Raw genomic sequence first — 17,516 nt, forward strand, 5'->3', positions numbered from 1 at the left:
ATCTGAACAATGCGGCAAGAGGTGTGGCGATGGTCGATGTAACAGTGCGTGGCGCAGGAATTTTTGGGCTGTCGGTGGCATGGGCCTGCGCGCGGCGGGGTGCGCGGGTGCAGGTGGTTGATCCTCATGGCGTGGGGGCAGGGTCCTCGGGTGGGATCGTCGGGGCATTGGCGCCGCATACGCCCGAAAACTGGAACCCGAAAAAGGCGTTTCAATTCGACAGTCTGATGATGGCGCAGGCGTGGTGGGATGAGATCGCAGATGTCAGCGGCCTGCCCACCGGTTACGCGCGCAGCGGCCGCGTTCAGCCTGTGTTGGATGCGCGCGGGCTGGAACTGGCGCAGGCCCGGGCTGAAGGCGCCAAGACGCTGTGGCAGGGTAAGGCGGTGTGGTCCGTTGAGGCCGCCTCGGGTGAATGGTGCCCGCAATCGCCCACGGGCATGGTTATCCGCGATACGCTGTCGGGGCGGTTGCATCCGCGTATGGCGTCGCGGGCGTTGGCGGGGTGTTTGCCGCCCGTCGTGGCCGAGGCTCCGGACCAAGGTGCGGTCGTTTGGGCCACGGGGTGGCGCGGGTTGTTGGACCTGTCAGACCGGTTTGGTCGGATGATGGGTGCAGGCGTCAAAGGGCAATCCGCGCTCTTGCGTTATGATGCCCGCGATGCGCCGCAGTTGTTTGCCGATGCGCTGCACATTGTGCCGCATGCGGATGGCACGGTGGCGATTGGCTCAACATCCGAGCGAGAGTTCGACGCGCCCGATACCTGTGACGATCAGCTGGATGATGTGATTGCGCGCGCGCTGTCCGCGTTTCCGGTGCTGGAGGGGGCTGAGGTGATTGAGCGATGGGCTGGTGTACGCCCGCGTGCCCGCAGCCGCGCCCCGATGTTGGGCGCATGGCCCGACCGGCCCGGGCACTTTATCGCCAACGGTGGTTTCAAAATCGGCTTTGGCATGGCCCCCAAGGTGGCAGAGGTCATGGCCGATTTGGTGCTTGAGGGTCGCGATACGATCCCCCAAGGCTTTCGGGTTGAGGATAATTTGCCCGCTTAGGTGGCTGCTGCCTTAAGCGCGTCCATCAACCGCTTGAGCCCGTCCAGCCCGCGCCCTTCTTTGAGGCGTCCATCCTCGGTGAACTCATTGAAGTTGCTGCCGATCAAGACCTCGGGCCCCGGCAGAACATGCGCCTGAAAAGGCATCAGGCACAGGCGCGTGGCGTATTGCGCGCGTTCTCCGCCGGAGCGGCCCGCCGTCGCCGACAGGATCGCGACGGGCTTGCCTGCCCAAGGGGCATCTTTGGTCCGGCTCACCCAGTCGAGCGCGTTTTTGAGCACGCCAGACAGGGACTTGTTGTATTCTGGGGTCACGACCAGCACCGCGCTGGCGGTTTTGATCTGGTCGGCAAGGGTCTGGACATCCGCCGGGATGCCCTCGGCCTCTTCTAGGTCGCCGTCATACAGCGGCAGGCGCAAATTGCCCTCAACAAAGGGGCCGCCGTACTGCAACGCGGCCTCGCGCATCAGTTTGAGGTTAAAGCTGTCGCGGCGCAGTGATCCGCAAAGTCCCAGAAGATGTGACATGGTGTTTTCCTTACCCGTTGGCTGTGTCACAGATAAGCCAAATGACGGGGAGACAAGGTTCATGCGCCACGGTGGAAAAATCCTAAGCGATCAATTGGCGATACAGGGCGTCACGCGCGTGTTTTCTGTGCCGGGTGAGAGTTTCTTAGCCGCTTTGGACGGTTTGTATGACAGCGGCATTGCCAACGTTGTGTGCCGCCAAGAGGGCGGGGCCGCTATGATGGCCGAGGCCCATGGCAAGCTGACGGGTCAGCCCGGCGTGCTGTTTGTGACGCGCGGACCGGGGGCGACCAACGCCAGTGCGGGTCTGCACGTGGCGATGCAAGATAGCACCCCGATGGTGGTGTTTGTGGGTCAAATCGCCCGTGATCACCGCGACCGAGAGGCCTTTCAGGAGGTTGATTACCGGGGGCTCTTTGGCGGCTTGGTGAAATGGGTGGCTGAGGTCGATCAGGTTGAACGCCTGCCCGAATACATCGCGCGGGCGTTTTCGGTGGCGCAAGCGGGGCGACCGGGGCCGGTGGTTTTGGCCCTGCCGGAGGACATGTTGTCCAGCGCGGCTGAGGTTGCGGACCGCGCGCGCGTTGTGGTGCCGCGCGCCGCGACACCCGATGTTGCCCCGATCCTTGAGGCTTTGCGCGGGGCGTCGCGCCCGATGATCATCGCGGGTGGCCCGGGGTGGAGCGCGCAGGCCGCGCGGGACCTTGAGACCTTTGCGCAGGCCGCGCAAATCCCCGTGGCAGTGGCCTTCCGGCGGCAGGATTACATGGACAACCGCGCGCCGACCTATGCCGGGGACCTGAACGTGGGGCCGAACCCTGCGTTGATGGCGCGGTTGCGCGCGGCGGATGCGTTGTTGGTGTTGGGTTGTCGTCTGGGTGATATCGCAACGCAGGGCTACACTGCGCTAGACCCTGCGGACCCGGGCAAAACGATCGTGCATGTCCACCCCGATCCCGACCAGATCAATACGACATATCAGGCTGAGGTGCCTGTGGTCGCAGACGCAGGCGCGGTGGTGGCCGCCTTGGCCCCGCGCGGTGGCGAATTGCCCGGCTGGCCCGCTGAGGTCGCAGGCGCGCGCGCCTCCTATGAGGCGTGGATCACGCCCAAGCCCACCCCCGGTGCCGTCCGCCTAGAAGAGGTCATCGCGCACCTTGATGCGGTGTTGCCCGAGGATGCCATTCTGACCAACGGAGCCGGAAATTATGCCGCCTTCCTGCACCGCTATTACCGCTGGCGGCAGTATGGCACGCAGTTGGCGCCCACCTCTGGGTCGATGGGCTATGGCTTTCCGGCGGCGGTGTCGGCGGCCTTGCATGCGCCGGACCGTACCGTGGTTTGTCTTGCGGGGGACGGGTGTTTTCAGATGACCCTCAATGAGATGTCCACCGCGATCCAACATGGTGCCGCACCCATCGTGATCGTGGCCAACAATGGCCGCTACGGGACGATCCGCATGCATCAGGAGAAAACATATCCCGGGCGTGTGTCTGGCACCGCTCTGGCCAATCCTGACTTTGCCGCGTTGGCCCAAGCCTATGGCGGCAAGGGATGGGTCGTGACGGAACAGGCGCAGTTTGCACCCGCCTTCGATGCTGCGCGCGCCTGTGGAACCCTTGCGGTGATTGAGCTGAAGCTGGACCCAGATATGCTGAGCACCGGCCAATCGCTCAGCGATTTGGCGGGGTCCTGAGGACCGGGGTGAAGGCCCTCAGGGGCGTTGAAACTAGGCCTGTTTAGGCCTGTTTCGGCAAGAACGCCTCAACCGCGGCGGTGGCGATGGTTGTGACATTGCCGCTGTCGGGGTTGGTGATCGACAGCCCGCCTTGCACGGCGGTCACAGTGGCGCGGCCACGTGGCAGGTTGGCCTTTAGTGCCTCTGTGTCGGTGGCCGCTGGATCCGGCACGCCCACGGTGACCTGAACACGCATCTCATCGTGTGAGATATTGAGCGCCTCGAACATCGGGATTGAGGAATGGCGGATCGCATCCTCAATCGCGCTGGCGGCGGCCTTGGTCATGTCTTGGCCATAGAGGTCGTTGCCCATGCCCATCTCAATGATAAAACGTTGATCTGTCATGGCTTATACCTCTAGTGCGACGGAAATTGCAGCGTTCGCGATGACGGTCGGGTTGCCATCGGGCCGGGGCACATCCAACCCGCCAAGAACGACGCGCACGGTCACATCGCCATAGGGAAAGACGGCCTTACACGCCTCGGCATCGACAGCATCGGGTTGCTGCACACCAATTTCGGCGGTGATCTGCATGGCGGATTTCGGCTTGTCGAACAGCTCCGCTAGGTTGATCGAATTGTGCCACAGCGCGTCCTTTAGAGCGCGGGTCGCGGCCTCGGTGTAGTCTTGGCGGCGCAGGGACGTGCCCATGCCGAATTCTGTCAAAAGACGTGGCATCAGATGCCCTTTCTATAGCCATTTATGATAGCGGAAAAATACGAAGAGTGCTGCGGCAATGGCCACGCAGGCGGCGCATAGCGCGGCAAAGGCCCAAGGTGCGGTCAGCCCCGGCATGCCCGCGATATTGACCCCAAACAGCCCCGAGAGGAACCCTAGCGGCAGGAACACAGCCGCGACCACGGACAGGATATAGCCGTGTCGTGACACGATGGCGCTTTGCTGGGCGTCCAACTGGTTTTGCAGCACCGCAAGGCGGTCGCGGTTGGCCTCTAGCTCCTCGACGGAGCGGGCAGCAGCGTTGGCCCATTCGCGCAAGGCCGCGCGGGCGGAGGCATCCAGCCATGGGGTGTCGGCTTGTGCCAGCCGGGCCAGTGCTTCTCGCTGGGGGCCAACGTATCGGCGCAATTTGATGATGCGGCGTTGCAATTGGGCAAGGTTTGCAGCCGTTGAGCCACCGTCGAGCGAGACGTCCTCTAGGGTGTCCACCTGATCCTCGAGCGCGAGCGAGACAGTCTCAATCCGGGTGATCAGGCCTGCGATGATCATCGTCAACGCAGCGGCGGGTGTGGCGGGTACGGGGGCGGCAGGATCGGCAAGCGCATCTTGCAATTCCTGCACGGCCATCAGTCGCCGCAACCGGACCGTGACCAACCCGTCGGGGCTCAGCCAGCACCGCAGCGACACCATATCATCGACCTGCGCGCCGGGGTTCATGTTGACCCCGCGCAGCACAATGATGGACCCTTCGGCCATATGATCAGCCCTTGGACGCGTTTCCTCAGCCATCAGGGCCTTGGCCGCGATGGCAGGCAAATGCGCCGCCACCCAGTCGCGAGTGCCCGGTGCGTTCAGGTCTAGATGCAGCCACCGGTAGCCCTGCGGTGATTGGGGGGCGGGCCATGGGTCATCCACGGGCCGCGCCGCCCCGTCCACCACGTCAAAGGCAGCCAGCGGCATGAGCGCCTGCGCCATGACTTAGTATTCCACGCCGATCTGCGCCTTGATGCCCGCGCGGAAGGGGTGTTTGACCAGCTCCATTTCGGTGACCAGATCGGCCAGTTCGATCAGCTCATCCTTGGCGTTGCGCCCGGTCAAAACCACATGGGTCATCTCGGGCTTTTCATCGCGGAGGAACGCCACGACTTCGTTCACGTCGATGTAATCATACCGCATGGCGATGTTGATCTCATCCAGCAGGACCATTTTGTGGCTGGGGTCGCGGATCAGGTCCTTGGCCTTGGACCACGCGGCCTGCGCCATTTCGATGTCGCGGTCTTTGTCCTGGGTTTCCCATGTAAAGCCCTCACCCATGGTGTGGAATTCACAGATATCGCCAAACTTAGCGAGGATCAGGTCGCGTTCGCCGGTGGACATGCCGCCCTTGATGAACTGCACCACGGCGCATTTCATGTCATGCGCGATACAGCGGAAAATCATCCCAAACGCGGCAGAGCTTTTGCCCTTCCCCTTGCCGGTGTGCACGATCACCAAGCCCTTTTTGTCGGTCTTGGTGGCCATGATCTTATCGCGGGCGGCCTTTTTCTTGGCCATCTTGGCATTGTGGCGCTCTGTGTCTGCTGCGTCGGTCATCGCGGGCTCCCTTTTCATTTGGTGCCCAGAGTGCCTGCGAGAGCGGCAGATGAAAAGGGGGTGTAGTTGTTAACCAAGGCTTAACTAAGTTTGGTGCAAACTAGGACATGAAGGCCGTAATTCTTATCCCCCTTGCGGCTTTGGCCGCCTGCGCTTCACCGCATCCTCTATCCGGGCTGCGAGATCAGGTCACCGTGGAGGCAGGCGGCTACTCCTTCGCAATAAACTACTCACAAGATCGAGCCGAGGTGACCCGGCTCACCCGCGTGTGGCGTCCTGATTATGCGGACGTACAGGCCGCAGCGGTGGCCGCCGTGATCAAGGGGACCGGTTGCGCGCCGGACCTTGGGTCGGTGTCCGGCGACGTGGCTTTGTTGCGGATGAAGATCGACTGCACCGAGGGCGCAGAGCTGAAATTGCCCCCGCCTCGGAATGGTCCCAAAACATCCTGCGTGGGTAATTTGATCCCGTTTGACCTGTCGACCGGGGTGTTCGATCTGGCCATCGACTGCGACTAGGCGTTGTTCGCGGGTTGACCCCTGCCCAATTGCTCCAGCAATGCGCGGGCTGAGTTGGACCGTGGCGTCCATAGCCCGCGGTCAATCGCCTCTTGTAGGCGGTCCGCGATGTCGGCGAGGGCTGGCGCGTTGTGTTCGGCGATAAAGTCGCGGGTGTCGGTATCCTCCAGCATCGCGGCGTGGACCATGTCAAAATGGTGGTCCCGCACGGCGCCTGTCGTGGCGGCAAACGCAAACAAGTAGTCCACCGTGGCCGCGATCTCAAACGCGCCCTTGTAGCCGTGGCGTTTGACGCCCTCGATCCATTTTGGGTTCACCACGCGGGATCGTACGACGCGCCCAATCTCATCCTCTAGTGTGCGAATAACAGGCCGTTCGGGCCGAGAGTGGTCGTTGTGATAGACAGGACGGTCGCGCCCTTGCAGGGTGCTGATCGCGGCGGCGGCACCGCCTTCGAATTGGTAATAATCATCGCTGTCGAGCAGGTCGTGTTCGCGATTGTCTTGGTTTTGCACCACGGCCTCAGCTTGGCTTAGCCGTTGTTCCAACCCGGCGCGGTCGCGCGTGCCTTCGGCGTCAGCACCATAGGCGTAGCCACCCCATTCGAGGTAGGCCTCCGCGAGGTCTGATTTGTCGGCCCAAAGGCGTTCGTCGATCATGGCCTGAAGGCCTGCGCCATAGGCCCCCGGCTTTGATCCATAAACACGGGCCGTGCTTTCGCCTGCGCGGGCGCGGGCGGCGGCGGGGTTGTCCGCGTCCGGTTCATCAAGCGCTTGGATCGCGCGGGCGGCTGAATCGATCAGTGCGATTTGCTGCGGGAAGGCGTCGCGGAAAAAGCCCGAAACCCGCAGCGTGACGTCTACGCGCGGGCGGCCCAAGACGCCTTGGGGCAGGATTTCAAACCCCGTGACCCGGCGGTTTGCGGCGTCCCACTTTGGCTTGACGCCCATCAGCGCGAGGGCCTGCGCGATGTCATCGCCGCCCGTGCGCATGTTGGCCGTGCCCCATGCCGTTAACAGCAGGGCACGGGGCCAGTCGCCGTGGTCCTGCAGGTGCCGCTCGATCAACAGGTTGGCGGATTTCCAGCCCAGCTTCCATGCGGTGGGGGTGGGAACAGCGCGGCTATCGACCGAAAAGAAATTGCGCCCTGTGGGCAGGACGTCCAGCCGTCCGCGCGTTGGTGCGCCTGATGCACCCGGGGCGACGAAGTGCCCTGACAGGGCGGTGAGAAGACCCGCCCGTTCCGCCGGTCCGCAGGCGCGCACGGTGGGGGTGATATGATCGCGGATTGCGTCCAGCACAGGGGCGGATGCGGTGAAGTCTGCCGGTGCTTCGGTCCAGCCGAGGGCGGTTTGCGCCAATAGTTCCAACCGCTCCACGGTGTCGCCATTGCTCCGCCACGTATCCGCGCTTACATCCGCGAGGATCGCGGGACGTTGGCCTGCGTATGTCGCCGCCATGTCGCAATCCAGCGGATCAAACCCAGCACCGCAGTCCTGTGCCAACGCGCGCAAAAGGGATGCGTCCGCGTCTTTGCCCTCACCACGTGGAATGCGGGCCAATGCGATGACCAGATCTCGCTCTAGCGTGCCCTCGGGCGAGGCCCCAAAGATATGCAGGCCGTCGCGAATTTGGGCTTCTTTCAACTCGCACAAGTATGCGTCCAGTTTGGCCAGATCGCCGGCCTCATCGCCGTCAAAACCTGCGTCTTGGTCCAACCCGGTTGCTGCCGTCAGGCTCAGGATTTCGCGGCGCAGATGTTCGATCCGGCGCGGGTCAACGCCCGCAGCTTCATAGTATTCATCGACCAACGCCTCTAGGTCGCGCAGCGGCCCGTAGGTTTCGGCGCGGGTCAACGGTGGCGTCAGGTGGTCAAGGATCACCGCCTGCGCGCGGCGCTTGGCTTGGGTCCCTTCGCCGGGGTCGTTCACGATGAACGGATAGATGTGGGGCGTTGTGCCCATCACGATCTCGGGCCAGCAGGTATCCGACAGTGCGACGGCCTTGCCGGGCAGCCATTCGAGGTTGCCGTGCTTGCCCATATGCACGATTGCGTCTGTGTCCCAGTGGTGGCGCAGCCAAAAGTAGAACGCTAGGTAGTTGTGCGGCGGAACCAGATCGGGGGAGTGATAGGTCTCGGTCGGGTCAATGTTGTAGCCGCGCGCGGGCTGTAGGCCGACGACGACATTGCCAAAGGTGTGGATGCCAAGCGCAAAGCCGTCCGCGTCGCAAAACGGGTCCGTTTCGGGTGTGCCCCAGCGGTCCTCCATCTGGCGGCGGACCTCCCACGGGAGGGCGTCGTAGTGGCGGCGATAGTCGGCCATGGTCAAACGCTCACCGCCCGTCCGCTCAACCCGGTCCGTCAACCAGTTAGTGGGGCCTGCCATAAGCCGCTGCATCAGGGCATCGCTGTCTGCGGGAGTGTTTTCAACGGAATACCCGTCGGCGTCCAAAGTCTGGAGGGCAGCTACAGTGGCCGCAGGCGTGTCAAGGCCCACACCATTGGCGAGCCGTCCGTCGCGGTTGGGGTAATTCGCCAGAACCAGTGCGACCTTGCGATCCGCCGTCTTGGCCCGACGCAGGCGTGCCCATGCGAGGGCCAGTTCCGCCACATAGGCGATCCGGTCGCCGCGCGCCTTGTAGGTGGCGATGGCGCATTCGGTTGCTTCATCGAAATAGGCCTCGCCCTTGAAGCTGATGGCGCGGGTCAGGACACGGCCATCCACCTCTGGCAGGGCCACGTTCATGGCGATGTCTCGCGCGCTTAGGCCGGTGAGGCCTTCTTCCCACGCTTGTTCGCCTGAGCCTGCGAGGACGACCTGAAACACTGGGGCTGCGTTGCACCATTCGGCGGCCAGCGGGTTTTCGGCCCCGTCCCCATGGGGGCTGCCGACGGCAAAGGAGGTCGCGTTGAGGATGACCTCGGGCGGCGCTTGGGTGAATAGCGTCTGAAGCGTTGCGACCGAGACCGGATCTTTGAGCGAGGCAACAAAGACCGGCAGTGGGTTCATGCCCGCGCGCAGGAGCGCTTTGACCATGCGGTTGATCGGATTCAGGCCCGCGCCTTGGACCAGTGCGCGGTAAAAGATCAGCGGCACGACGGGCGCACCTTGGGTCCAGTTGGCTGTCGCCGCACTTAGGTCCGCGATACCCGCACCGGGCCAGTAGACGCCCGCGCGCAAAAGGGGTGTCGCGGCTTGGGGGCGCTCAGATTTATCAAGAAAGGCACGGGTGTAGGCAAGGAAGTTGGCGGCATTCTGGGGCCCGCCTTCGACTAGATAGGTCCAGAGGGCGTCGTAATCCTCAGCCGGGATCGTCGAAAGCTCCCGCAGTTCGGGGTCGGGTTTGTCATCACCGGGCAGGAAGGCCACGGGGATGTTTGCGGCACCCAACCGGGCCGCGTATTGTTCCACGCCGTAGCGCCAATAGCCCATGCCCCCAAGAACGCGCGCAATGACCAGCCGGGATTTAGTAGCGCAGGCTTCTAGGTGGAGGTCCACCGACATTGGGTGGCGCAGATGCATCATGTTGGCCAGCCGCAGTGTGCCGTGAGGCGCGTCGGCATGGGCCGCAGACAGGGCGGCGAGTTCCGTATCAGCGGCGGAAATGATGACCACGTCGGCGGGCGTTTGGCCGAGGTCAACGGGTTCTTGGCCGTCGTCGATTTGTCCGGGTGTTGCTGCGAGCAGATGCATGGGCGCTCCTGTTACGGTTTTTCTGGCGAAAAACCGGGCCTCCGGCGGGAGTATTGGGGGAACAAAGGACTAGAGCCGTTTTTCCATGAAAGTTGACGTGGGTACATCGGGGTAGTCTGCGAAGGGGCCGCGACGGCGGTATCCCATACGTTCATACAGGGTGCAGGCTGCGACAAGAAGATCACCTGTTTCGAGCCGCATGAGAGTATGACCGGCCGCGCGCGCGTCGTTTTCTAGGTGGGCCATTAGGGCGCGTCCCAGTCCGGTGCCTTGGGCGGGTGGCGTGACGAACAGGCGTTTGATTTCGACGTAGTCGCCCATATCAACAGAGGCAACGCAGCCTAGTGGGGTGTCTTGGGCATCGCGTGCGATGTAGAAAATGACGCCCGGCGCCGTGAGTTCCTCTGGCGAATAGGCAAAGCTTTCTTCGGCCGTGTAGAATTCACGCAACGCCTGTTCAGACCCTTCGATCAGGGCGAGGCCCTCGGGGCTGAGCGGATCGCCGGGCGCGATGATCATGCGACGAGGGCGGCCGTGATGGCGGCGCGGTCGAGCCCTGCCTCACCGATGACAACCAAGCGTGTTTCGCGTGGGTCACTGCCCAAGGGGCGATCGAAGTAGGTGTCGACGCGCGGGCCAACGGCTTGGAGCGTGAGCCGCATGGGTTTGTTCGCGACGGCGGCAAAGCCCTTGAGCCGAAGGATACCATGGGCGCGGATCACATCGGCGACCTGTTCGGCGAAGGCTGCGGGGTCAGCGATTTCGGAGCGCGTGACGATGAAGCTCTCGAATTCGTCGTGGCCGTGTTCATGGGCGTGATGGTGGTGGTGATCGTGATCATGATGATGGTCGTCATCGTGGTGATCGCCCTCATGATGGGCATGGTCATCGTCGTGGTGGTGGTGATGCACTTCATGGCGGGCGTCTAGATCGGCTTCGGCGCCGACGCCTTGGCCCAGAAGGACCGAAACGGGGAGCGCGCCCATGGATGCTTTGACCACCTGCACGCCGCCCCGCGCCTCATCCTTGAGGCGGGCAACAAGGCCGTCGGCCTCGGCGGTGTCGAGGAGGTCTGCTTTGTTCACGACAATCATGTCAGCGCAGGCCACTTGGTCTTCAAACAGCTCGGACAGGGGTGTTTCGTGATCAAGGTTTTCGTCCAGCTTGCGCTGTGCGTCCACGGCTGCGACGGAATGCGCGAACTGCCCATCGGTCACGGCGCGGCCATCCACGACCGTGACAACGCCGTCCACGGTGACACGGGTCGAAATGCCGGGCCAGTTAAAGGCGCGCACAAGGGGTTGGGGCAGGGCAAGGCCAGACGTTTCGATCACAATGTGATCAGGGGGCGTGTCACGATCCAGCAGTTTTTCCATCGTTGGGATGAAGTCATCTGCCACGGTGCAACAAATGCAGCCGTTCGACAGTTCCATTACGTCGTCCTCGGTGCAGGTCTCGATGCCGCAGCCCTTGAGGATATCGCCATCGACGCCCAGATCACCAAACTCATTGATGATCAGCGCGATGCGTTTGCCCTCGGCGTTTTGCAACATGTGACGGATGAGCGTGGTTTTGCCCGCGCCCAAAAATCCAGTGACAACGGTTGCTGGAACTTTGCCTGCCATACTCGTCTTTCCTTTTTGCGTCTGAACGCGGTGCGCCAAGCCTGCCTGGTGGCGAAAGGGGCGCGCCGAATGATCAAGGGCCAGCGCCGATTGAGCGCTGACCCAAATGGTTGGTTTAGGCGGCCTCACGCGTATAGAAATACGCCGCAAAGAACCCGAGGGCAGCCCATCCGGCGGCCGCATATCCCAGCGACATCGCTGAGAATTGTGCCGCAAGTTCCGCCGGTGTCACCCCAAAGTAGGTGTCGAGCGTTGGCGCACCTACAAGCTGGGGAGCCAGCAAAAGAGGCACTGCCAACAGGGGCAGCAAGCCACGGCCAAACGCCAGGAGCCACATGGCCAACCCTGCGGTGAGCAGCGTTGCCATCCACCATGCTTGACGCGGACCAATGTCGGCGCCAATGGAGCCGGGCAGGACCGGTGGTTGCCCGATCGCGGGGGCCAGTTGGATCGCGATGAACCCGGCAATGCCCCAGATCAACCCTTGGCGTGGGGTGATTTTGGTCAGGCCGCGTGCCTCAGCCAGCGCCATCAGCGCCACCAAAAGGAACCCGAACCCTACGTAGGTCACCACGTTGAACGCCATGGTCATGACGTAGCGCATCGGCTCTGCGGCAAAGTCGATCTCTGCGCCGCCACGAGGGCTTTGTGGCGAGCCATCGACGGCGAAGTGAACCTTGGCACCGGCTTCGTAAAGCTCGCCCTCAAGCAATGAGGACGTGACAAATGTAAATTGCAGCAAAGCGGCAATCAGCCCTGCAGCAACACCAGCGAACACCGCGCTGGTCAGCAATTTCATCGGCATGGAGCTAAGCGCTGCCTAGTGGCAGGGGAATGCCATAGCGTGACGCTGATCGTGGGCGGCGTCATGCAGGATTGTGGCTTGTGCGTAGCCCGAGAAGAACAGCAGCATCATGCCAGCGGCTGCGGCAAAAACGATGGAAGCTGTGGAAGTGTTGGTCGTTGCGACTGTTTGGGTCGTCATGGGTCTTTCTCCTATGTCCGTCCACCCGACGGCAGGGGTTATCAAAATCGCTTGGCCGGTCTCCTGGCTTGCGGGTCGATGCGCGGACCGCCTTCCCGGGGGAACCCCAGTGGCATGTGGCCTTTGCTCACCGCTTACAGTCGCGGGGGCGGCTGTGGCATCTGGCCCCGACTTGGGTCACCGTCACCACATTCCCGTTTCAGACCCCGTCGCGCTTTGCGCATGGGGCCACCAAACTGCACCTGTTGTGCGTGTTCGGTGCGGGTGGGTCAACAATGAAAGCGTCATCTGGGGGCGGCATAACGGCATCTGTTCTCCGCGAGGGCCTATATATTGTGGATAACCTGACCCGAGTCGCGAAATATGCGATGCCTCGCCTTGACACAAGGCGCGCGCCTTTCCGAGACTGCCATTGGTATTGCGTTATTTCTTGAAGTGAGTCGCCCTTGCGTTTCGCCCGTCTTCGTCTGAATGGCTTTAAAAGCTTTGTTGATCCCACCGATTTGGTCATTGCGGATGGGCTGACGGGGGTGGTGGGCCCCAACGGATGTGGCAAGTCAAACCTGCTTGAGGCTCTGCGCTGGGTAATGGGCGAAAACCGCCCCACGGCGATGCGTGGCGGCGGCATGGAGGACGTGATCTTTGCGGGGGCCGCCACACGTTCGGCCCGCAATTTCGCCGAAGTAACGCTGGGCATGGACAACAGTGAGCGCCTTGCGCCGGCTGCGTTTAATGGTGAGGAAAGCCTCGACATTATCCGCCGGGTCACGCGGGATGTTGGCTCCGCCTATAAGGTGAACGGCAAGGATGTGCGCGCGCGCGATGTGCAGATGCTCTTTGCCGATGCCTCGACCGGGGCGCATTCGCCCGCGTTGGTCCGGCAGGGGCAGATCAGTGAGTTGATCAACGCCAAACCCCAGAAACGTCGCCGCGTGCTAGAGGAAGCGGCTGGCATCTCGGGCCTGTACCAGCGGCGTCATGAGGCTGAGCTAAAGCTGAAGGGTGCTGAGACGAACCTGACGCGGGTGGACGACGTGTTAGAGCAATTGGCCGCACAGTTGCAGACCCTTGCGCGGCAGGCCCGTCAGGCTGCGCGCTATCGCGAAATTGGGACCAGCCTGCGGTTGGCCGAGGGGCAATTGTTATACCGTCGCTGGCGCGAAGCAGAAGAGGCCCGCGCAAATGCGGAGGCGCAGGTGCGTACTTTGTTGACCGAGGCCGCGCAGGCAGAGGGGGCTGTGACACGCGCCGCCAGCGCCCGCACGCAGGCCGAGGACAAGCTGCCCCCTCTGCGCGAAGAAGAGGCCGTGTCAGCGGCTGTTCTACAGCGCGTCTTGGTGGCCCGCGACACGCTTGAGGCAGAAGAGACCCGCGCGCTGGAGCGGATCGAAACGCTGACCGGGCGGATTGAGCAACTGGCCCATGACCAAGCCCGCGAAGAGACGCTTAACACCGATGCGGGCCAGACGATTGAGCGTTTGGATTGGGAAAAGACGGAGCTGGAAAAGGCGGACGCTGGCCACGCCGAGGCGCTGGCCACTGCGCAAGCCGCCGCCCATGAGGCTGCCGAAGTCCTTGCGGAACGTGAAAGCGACTTATCGCGGCTGACCGAGGATATGGCGCGGCTGGCGGCGCGACACCAATCGGCAACACGCCTGATCAGTGACAGCCAGTCGCGGGTCGAACGTCTGGAGGCTGAAGCCGCGAAGGCACAGGTAGCCGTGACCGAGGCGCAAGCCACTTTGGACGGCGCGCAGGCGGCCTTGGCGCAGGCGCAAACCGCACAACAGGCCGCGACCCTCTTGGCGCAACAGGCGGATGAAGCGCTCTCGGCTGCGGAGGCTGCACGCGCCGAAACGCAGGAGCGCGAAAGCCGCGCCCGCGCTGCACGATCCGAAGCTGAGGGGGAAGCCACGACCTTGCGCGCTGAGGTCACTGCCCTGACCAAGCTGATTGCGCGCGACAGTTCTGAGGATGAGCCACTTCTGGATCGGTTGACCGTTGAGCCGGGGTTTGAGGCCGCATTGGGAGCGGCCCTTGCGGATGATCTGCGCAGTTCGGAGACGGAAGGCGACACCGGCTGGGCGCGGTTGCCGGATTACGACGCCCCGCAAAAACTGCCTGCGCAAATCCGCTCTATCGCGGAGCATGTAAAGGCGCCGGCGGTTCTGACGCGGCGGCTGGAACAGATCGGTGTCGTGGATGCGGATGAGGCGCCCAAGCTGCAACACATGCTGTTGCCCGGGCAGCGGCTGGTCAGCCAAGACGGGGATCTGTGGCGCTGGGACGGGTTCCGGGCCGCATCTGAAACCGCGCCGTCCTCGGCCGCGTTGCGTTTGCAACAGATCAACCGACTTCAGGCGCTCAAGCGTGACCTTGAGGAGGTCGAGGCCCGTGCTGATGGCACCCGTGCCGCGCATGAGGCGCTGACGGAGCGGCTTAAGGAATTGACGACGGCTGACATAGCGGCCCGGGATGCCCGCCGTGCTGCGGACCGGGCTGTGGCCGATGCATCCCGCGATGTGTCCCGCGCCGAAAGCGCGCAAAGCATCGCAGAGAGCAAGCTGGAAACCGGGCGTTTGGGTGTTGCACGGTTCGCCGATGAAGGGGCCGAGGCGCGGATCGCTTTGACTGAGGCGCAGGCCGCACAAACCGCCCTGGAGCCGTTGGACGCGGCGCGCGGCGCGGTTGAGGACATTAAACTGACGGTTGAGGCTGCGCGTCTGACCATGTTGCAACGGCGCGCTGCCTCTGACGAATTGAAGCGCGAAGGCGATGCGCGCACCCGGCGTCGGCAAGAGGTTACCAAAGAGCTGAGCGGTTGGCGCCACCGCTTGGAAACCGCCACGACCCGCATCACGGACCTGACGGAGCGGCGCCACAAGGCTGAGGCGGAGTTGGGTGAGGCGCAGGCCGTGCCGGAGGCATTGGCGGCGCAACGCGCAGAGCTGTCGACACAGATCACCGCCGCGGAAACCCGCAAAGTTGCATCCGCCGAAGCGCTTTCGTTGGGAGAGGCCGGACTTCGCACAGCCGCCGAAGCTGAGCGCACCGCAGAGCGCGCCGCTTCAGAGGCCCGAGAGGCCCGCGCCGCAGGGCAAGCCCGCCTTGAGGCTGCCGCTGAGGCCGTTGAGGCCGCCGCGAACCGGATCAACGAGGACCTCGAAACCACGCCTAAAGCGCTTTTGGCGCAACTGGAGGTGGACCCCGTGAACATGCCAACTGCGGCGGCCCTAGAGGCGGATGTGAACCGCCTGCGCCGTCAGCGCGATGCGCTGGGCGCGGTCAATCTGCGTGCCGAAGAAGACGCCCGTGAGGTCCAGACCGAGCATGACGAGTTGCTTGCCGAAAAGACCGACCTTGAGGAGGCGATCAAGGCCCTGCGTGCCGGGATCGCGGGTCTGAACAAAGAGGGCCGCGAGCGGCTTTTGACCGCGTTTGAAACGGTGAACAGTAATTTCTCGATGCTGTTTACGCACCTGTTTGGTGGGGGTGAGGCCCGACTGGCCCTCGTCGAAAGCGATGACCCGTTGGAGGCAGGCCTTGAGATCATGTGCCAGCCGCCGGGCAAGAAACTGTCCACGCTGTCGCTGTTGTCGGGGGGCGAGCAGACGCTGACCGCGCTGGCTTTGATTTTTGCGGTGTTCCTTGCGAACCCCGCGCCGATCTGTGTGTTGGATGAGGTCGATGCGCCCTTGGATGATGCAAACGTCACACGGTTCTGCGACATGCTCGATGAAATGACCCGCCGCACAAACACGCGGTTCCTCATCATCACGCACCACGCGGTGACGATGGCGCGGATGGACCGCTTGTTCGGGGTGACGATGGCCGAACAGGGCGTCAGCCAGCTGGTGTCCGTTGACCTGAAAAAAGCCGAAAGTCTGGTGGCTTAGAGGCCTTCAGAGCGCGTCCAATAAATCTGTCGTGGGCCAAGCGTCCGCCGGAAGGCCAAGGCGCTGCTGCTCAGACTGCACAGCGGCGCGGGTGCGCGCGCCCAAGATGCCGTCGATTTTGCCAACATCATACCCGCGTGCGGCCAGCTTTTGTTGCAGGTGTTTCATCTGGTTGTCCTCCAATCCAGGCTCAGCCGCGCGGGCATCAAATACGGGCGCCCCGCTGAGCCGCGTGGCAAAGTAAGCAGCGGTCGTCACATAGGTAAAACTCTGGTTCCAATCGAAAAATACGCGGTAGTTGTCAAAAGCCAAAAACGCAGGCCCTTTGTGGCCTTGGGGCAATAGCAGCGAGGCTTGCAGCCTCCGCGGCAGGTCTGTGCCCCGCGGTATGACGCCCAATCGTGCCCATTCCGCGACGCTCTTTTGGGTTTCAAGCCCAGAGACGCTCCAATCCATTTCGGCGGGCGCGACAACCTCTGCCAGCCACGGTTCATCGCGCTGCCAGCCGAAATCGGCCAACATACGCGCGCCTGACAACAACGCATCCGCGACAGATGTTTTGAGGGTGACGTGGCCATCGCCGTCGCCATCTACGCCGCGCTCTAGGATATCGCCGGGCAGCATTTGGACCATGCCGATTTCGCCAGCCCATGCGCCGGTCGTGCGGGCCGGATCGAAATCGCCCGCCTCAAACAGTTCCAGCGCGGCGAATACCTGCGGACGGAACAATTCCGGGCGGCGGCAATCGTGGCTCAGTGTCACGAGGGAGTTGAGCGTGTTGAAGTCGCCCTGCACCGCGCCAAAGTCAGTCTCAAGCGCCCAAAATGCCAACAGGACCCCGCGCGGGACGCCGTACTCGGCCTCAGCCCGGTCAAAGATTGCATCGTAGCGATCTGCGTTGCGTCGCCCGTTGGTCAGGCGGCTTTGGCTGATGACCCGGCGGGTGAAGTCGGTGAAGGGGATGCGGAACACCCCTTGGGATCGATCGGCGCGCAGGGTGCGGTCGTCTTGGGTGACGGAGGCAAAGAATTCTGACACCGAGGCACGGCTGTGGCCGCGGGTGATGGCTTCGGCCTTTAGGTCTTCGACAAAGCCCGAAAAGCTGCCCCCGCATGTGGCGAAGGCCGCGCTGGGCAGGTACAGTGCCATGCTGATGGCGAATGAAAGTCGGCGCATGGTGCTGTTCCTAGCTATCCCCTTGCGGCCAC

The 17,516-nt window shown here is 63.0% G+C and carries 15 protein-coding genes and 1 riboswitch; of the genes, 4 read left to right on the forward strand and 11 right to left on the reverse strand.

Annotated features, from left to right (window positions below; translation table 11 throughout):
- Positions 1-23 precede the first annotated feature (23 nt).
- Complete coding sequence (locus THS5294_RS15370) at positions 24-1,052, forward strand: NAD(P)/FAD-dependent oxidoreductase (protein ID WP_058124437.1); 1,029 nt, start codon at positions 24-26, stop codon at positions 1,050-1,052.
- Here the strand turns inward: THS5294_RS15370 and THS5294_RS15375 are convergent.
- Positions 1,049-1,579, reverse strand: coding sequence for an NADPH-dependent FMN reductase (locus THS5294_RS15375; protein WP_038004287.1), 531 nt, complete (start codon positions 1,577-1,579; stop codon positions 1,049-1,051). The genes THS5294_RS15370 and THS5294_RS15375 overlap by 4 nt on opposite strands.
- Positions 1,580-1,640: 61 nt before the next feature.
- On the opposite strand from THS5294_RS15375, the gene THS5294_RS15380 reads away from it, so the two are divergent.
- Positions 1,641-3,275, forward strand: a complete 1,635-nt coding sequence (locus tag THS5294_RS15380; RefSeq protein ID WP_058124781.1) for a thiamine pyrophosphate-binding protein — start codon at positions 1,641-1,643, stop codon at positions 3,273-3,275.
- A gap of 43 nt (positions 3,276-3,318) precedes the next feature.
- On the opposite strand, the gene THS5294_RS15385 is transcribed toward THS5294_RS15380, so the two are convergent.
- Genes THS5294_RS15385 through cobO form a run of 4 tightly spaced genes read right to left on the reverse strand, consistent with a single transcriptional unit; the run spans position 3,319 to position 5,589 of the window.
- Entirely contained in the window at positions 3,319-3,663 is a 345-nt protein-coding gene (locus THS5294_RS15385; protein ID WP_058124438.1) for a Lin0512 family protein, read from the reverse strand.
- A 3-nt stretch (positions 3,664-3,666) separates the two neighbouring features.
- A complete protein-coding gene (locus tag THS5294_RS15390) occupies positions 3,667-3,996 on the reverse strand; it encodes a Lin0512 family protein (RefSeq protein WP_038004292.1) in 330 nt (109 codons plus the stop codon).
- A 12-nt stretch (positions 3,997-4,008) separates the two neighbouring features.
- Positions 4,009-4,971, reverse strand: a complete 963-nt coding sequence (locus tag THS5294_RS15395; protein ID WP_058124439.1) for a CorA family divalent cation transporter — start codon at positions 4,969-4,971, stop codon at positions 4,009-4,011.
- Positions 4,972-4,974: 3 nt separating this feature from the next.
- Positions 4,975-5,589, reverse strand: coding sequence for a cob(I)yrinic acid a,c-diamide adenosyltransferase (gene cobO / locus THS5294_RS15400; RefSeq protein ID WP_038004294.1), 615 nt, complete (start codon positions 5,587-5,589; stop codon positions 4,975-4,977).
- Positions 5,590-5,696: 107 nt separating this feature from the next.
- On the opposite strand from cobO, the gene THS5294_RS15405 reads away from it, so the two are divergent.
- Positions 5,697-6,107, forward strand: a complete 411-nt coding sequence (locus tag THS5294_RS15405) for a hypothetical protein (protein ID WP_058124440.1) — start codon at positions 5,697-5,699, stop codon at positions 6,105-6,107.
- On the opposite strand, the gene cobN is transcribed toward THS5294_RS15405, so the two are convergent.
- From cobN to THS5294_RS15430, 5 genes are all read right to left on the reverse strand, one after another.
- Entirely contained in the window at positions 6,104-9,802 is a 3,699-nt protein-coding gene (cobN, locus tag THS5294_RS15410) for a cobaltochelatase subunit CobN (RefSeq protein WP_058124441.1), read from the reverse strand. The two genes, THS5294_RS15405 and cobN, sit on opposite strands and share 4 nt — an antisense overlap.
- A 69-nt stretch (positions 9,803-9,871) precedes the next feature.
- Positions 9,872-10,321, reverse strand: coding sequence for a GNAT family N-acetyltransferase (locus THS5294_RS15415; protein ID WP_058124442.1), 450 nt, complete (start codon positions 10,319-10,321; stop codon positions 9,872-9,874).
- A complete protein-coding gene (gene cobW / locus THS5294_RS15420) occupies positions 10,318-11,427 on the reverse strand; it encodes a cobalamin biosynthesis protein CobW (RefSeq protein WP_058124443.1) in 1,110 nt (369 codons plus the stop codon). Before cobW ends, THS5294_RS15415 begins: the two co-directional genes overlap by 4 nt.
- Positions 11,428-11,542: 115 nt before the next feature.
- Positions 11,543-12,232: a CbtA family protein gene (locus THS5294_RS15425; protein WP_038004302.1), complete on the reverse strand. Its 690-nt coding sequence runs from the start codon at positions 12,230-12,232 to the stop codon at positions 11,543-11,545.
- Between the two features lie 15 nt (positions 12,233-12,247).
- Positions 12,248-12,412, reverse strand: coding sequence for a CbtB domain-containing protein (locus THS5294_RS15430; RefSeq protein WP_038004304.1), 165 nt, complete (start codon positions 12,410-12,412; stop codon positions 12,248-12,250).
- Positions 12,413-12,448: 36 nt separating this feature from the next.
- Positions 12,449-12,663: riboswitch (cobalamin riboswitch) on the reverse strand.
- A gap of 195 nt (positions 12,664-12,858) precedes the next feature.
- On the opposite strand from THS5294_RS15430, the gene smc reads away from it, so the two are divergent.
- Positions 12,859-16,308, forward strand: a complete 3,450-nt coding sequence (smc, locus tag THS5294_RS15435; protein ID WP_058124444.1) for a chromosome segregation protein SMC — start codon at positions 12,859-12,861, stop codon at positions 16,306-16,308.
- A gap of 6 nt (positions 16,309-16,314) precedes the next feature.
- Here the strand turns inward: smc and THS5294_RS15440 are convergent, their stop codons facing one another.
- Positions 16,315-17,484 (reverse strand): lytic murein transglycosylase, encoded by a 1,170-nt coding sequence (locus tag THS5294_RS15440; RefSeq protein WP_058124445.1) that lies wholly within the window; start codon positions 17,482-17,484, stop codon positions 16,315-16,317.
- Positions 17,485-17,516 lie beyond the last annotated feature (32 nt).

This window comes from Thalassobacter stenotrophicus, from assembly GCF_001458315.1.
In the GTDB taxonomy this organism is placed as follows: Bacteria; Pseudomonadota; Alphaproteobacteria; order Rhodobacterales; family Rhodobacteraceae; genus Thalassobacter; species Thalassobacter stenotrophicus.

Coding starts and splice junctions, on each gene's coding strand:
- THS5294_RS15375 (WP_038004287.1), bottom strand. CDS start 1,579: ATGTCACATCTTCTGGGACTTTGCGGATCACTGCGCCGCGACAGCTTT.
- THS5294_RS15380 (WP_058124781.1), top strand. CDS start 1,641: ATGCGCCACGGTGGAAAAATCCTAAGCGATCAATTGGCGATACAGGGC.
- THS5294_RS15385 (WP_058124438.1), bottom strand. CDS start 3,663: ATGACAGATCAACGTTTTATCATTGAGATGGGCATGGGCAACGACCTC.
- THS5294_RS15390 (WP_038004292.1), bottom strand. CDS start 3,996: ATGCCACGTCTTTTGACAGAATTCGGCATGGGCACGTCCCTGCGCCGC.
- THS5294_RS15395 (WP_058124439.1), bottom strand. CDS start 4,971: ATGGCGCAGGCGCTCATGCCGCTGGCTGCCTTTGACGTGGTGGACGGG.
- cobO (WP_038004294.1), bottom strand. CDS start 5,589: ATGACCGACGCAGCAGACACAGAGCGCCACAATGCCAAGATGGCCAAG.
- THS5294_RS15405 (WP_058124440.1), top strand. CDS start 5,697: ATGAAGGCCGTAATTCTTATCCCCCTTGCGGCTTTGGCCGCCTGCGCT.
- cobN (WP_058124441.1), bottom strand. CDS start 9,802: ATGCATCTGCTCGCAGCAACACCCGGACAAATCGACGACGGCCAAGAA.
- THS5294_RS15415 (WP_058124442.1), bottom strand. CDS start 10,321: ATGATCATCGCGCCCGGCGATCCGCTCAGCCCCGAGGGCCTCGCCCTG.
- cobW (WP_058124443.1), bottom strand. CDS start 11,427: ATGGCAGGCAAAGTTCCAGCAACCGTTGTCACTGGATTTTTGGGCGCG.
- THS5294_RS15425 (WP_038004302.1), bottom strand. CDS start 12,232: ATGCCGATGAAATTGCTGACCAGCGCGGTGTTCGCTGGTGTTGCTGCA.
- THS5294_RS15430 (WP_038004304.1), bottom strand. CDS start 12,412: ATGACGACCCAAACAGTCGCAACGACCAACACTTCCACAGCTTCCATC.
- THS5294_RS15440 (WP_058124445.1), bottom strand. CDS start 17,484: ATGCGCCGACTTTCATTCGCCATCAGCATGGCACTGTACCTGCCCAGC.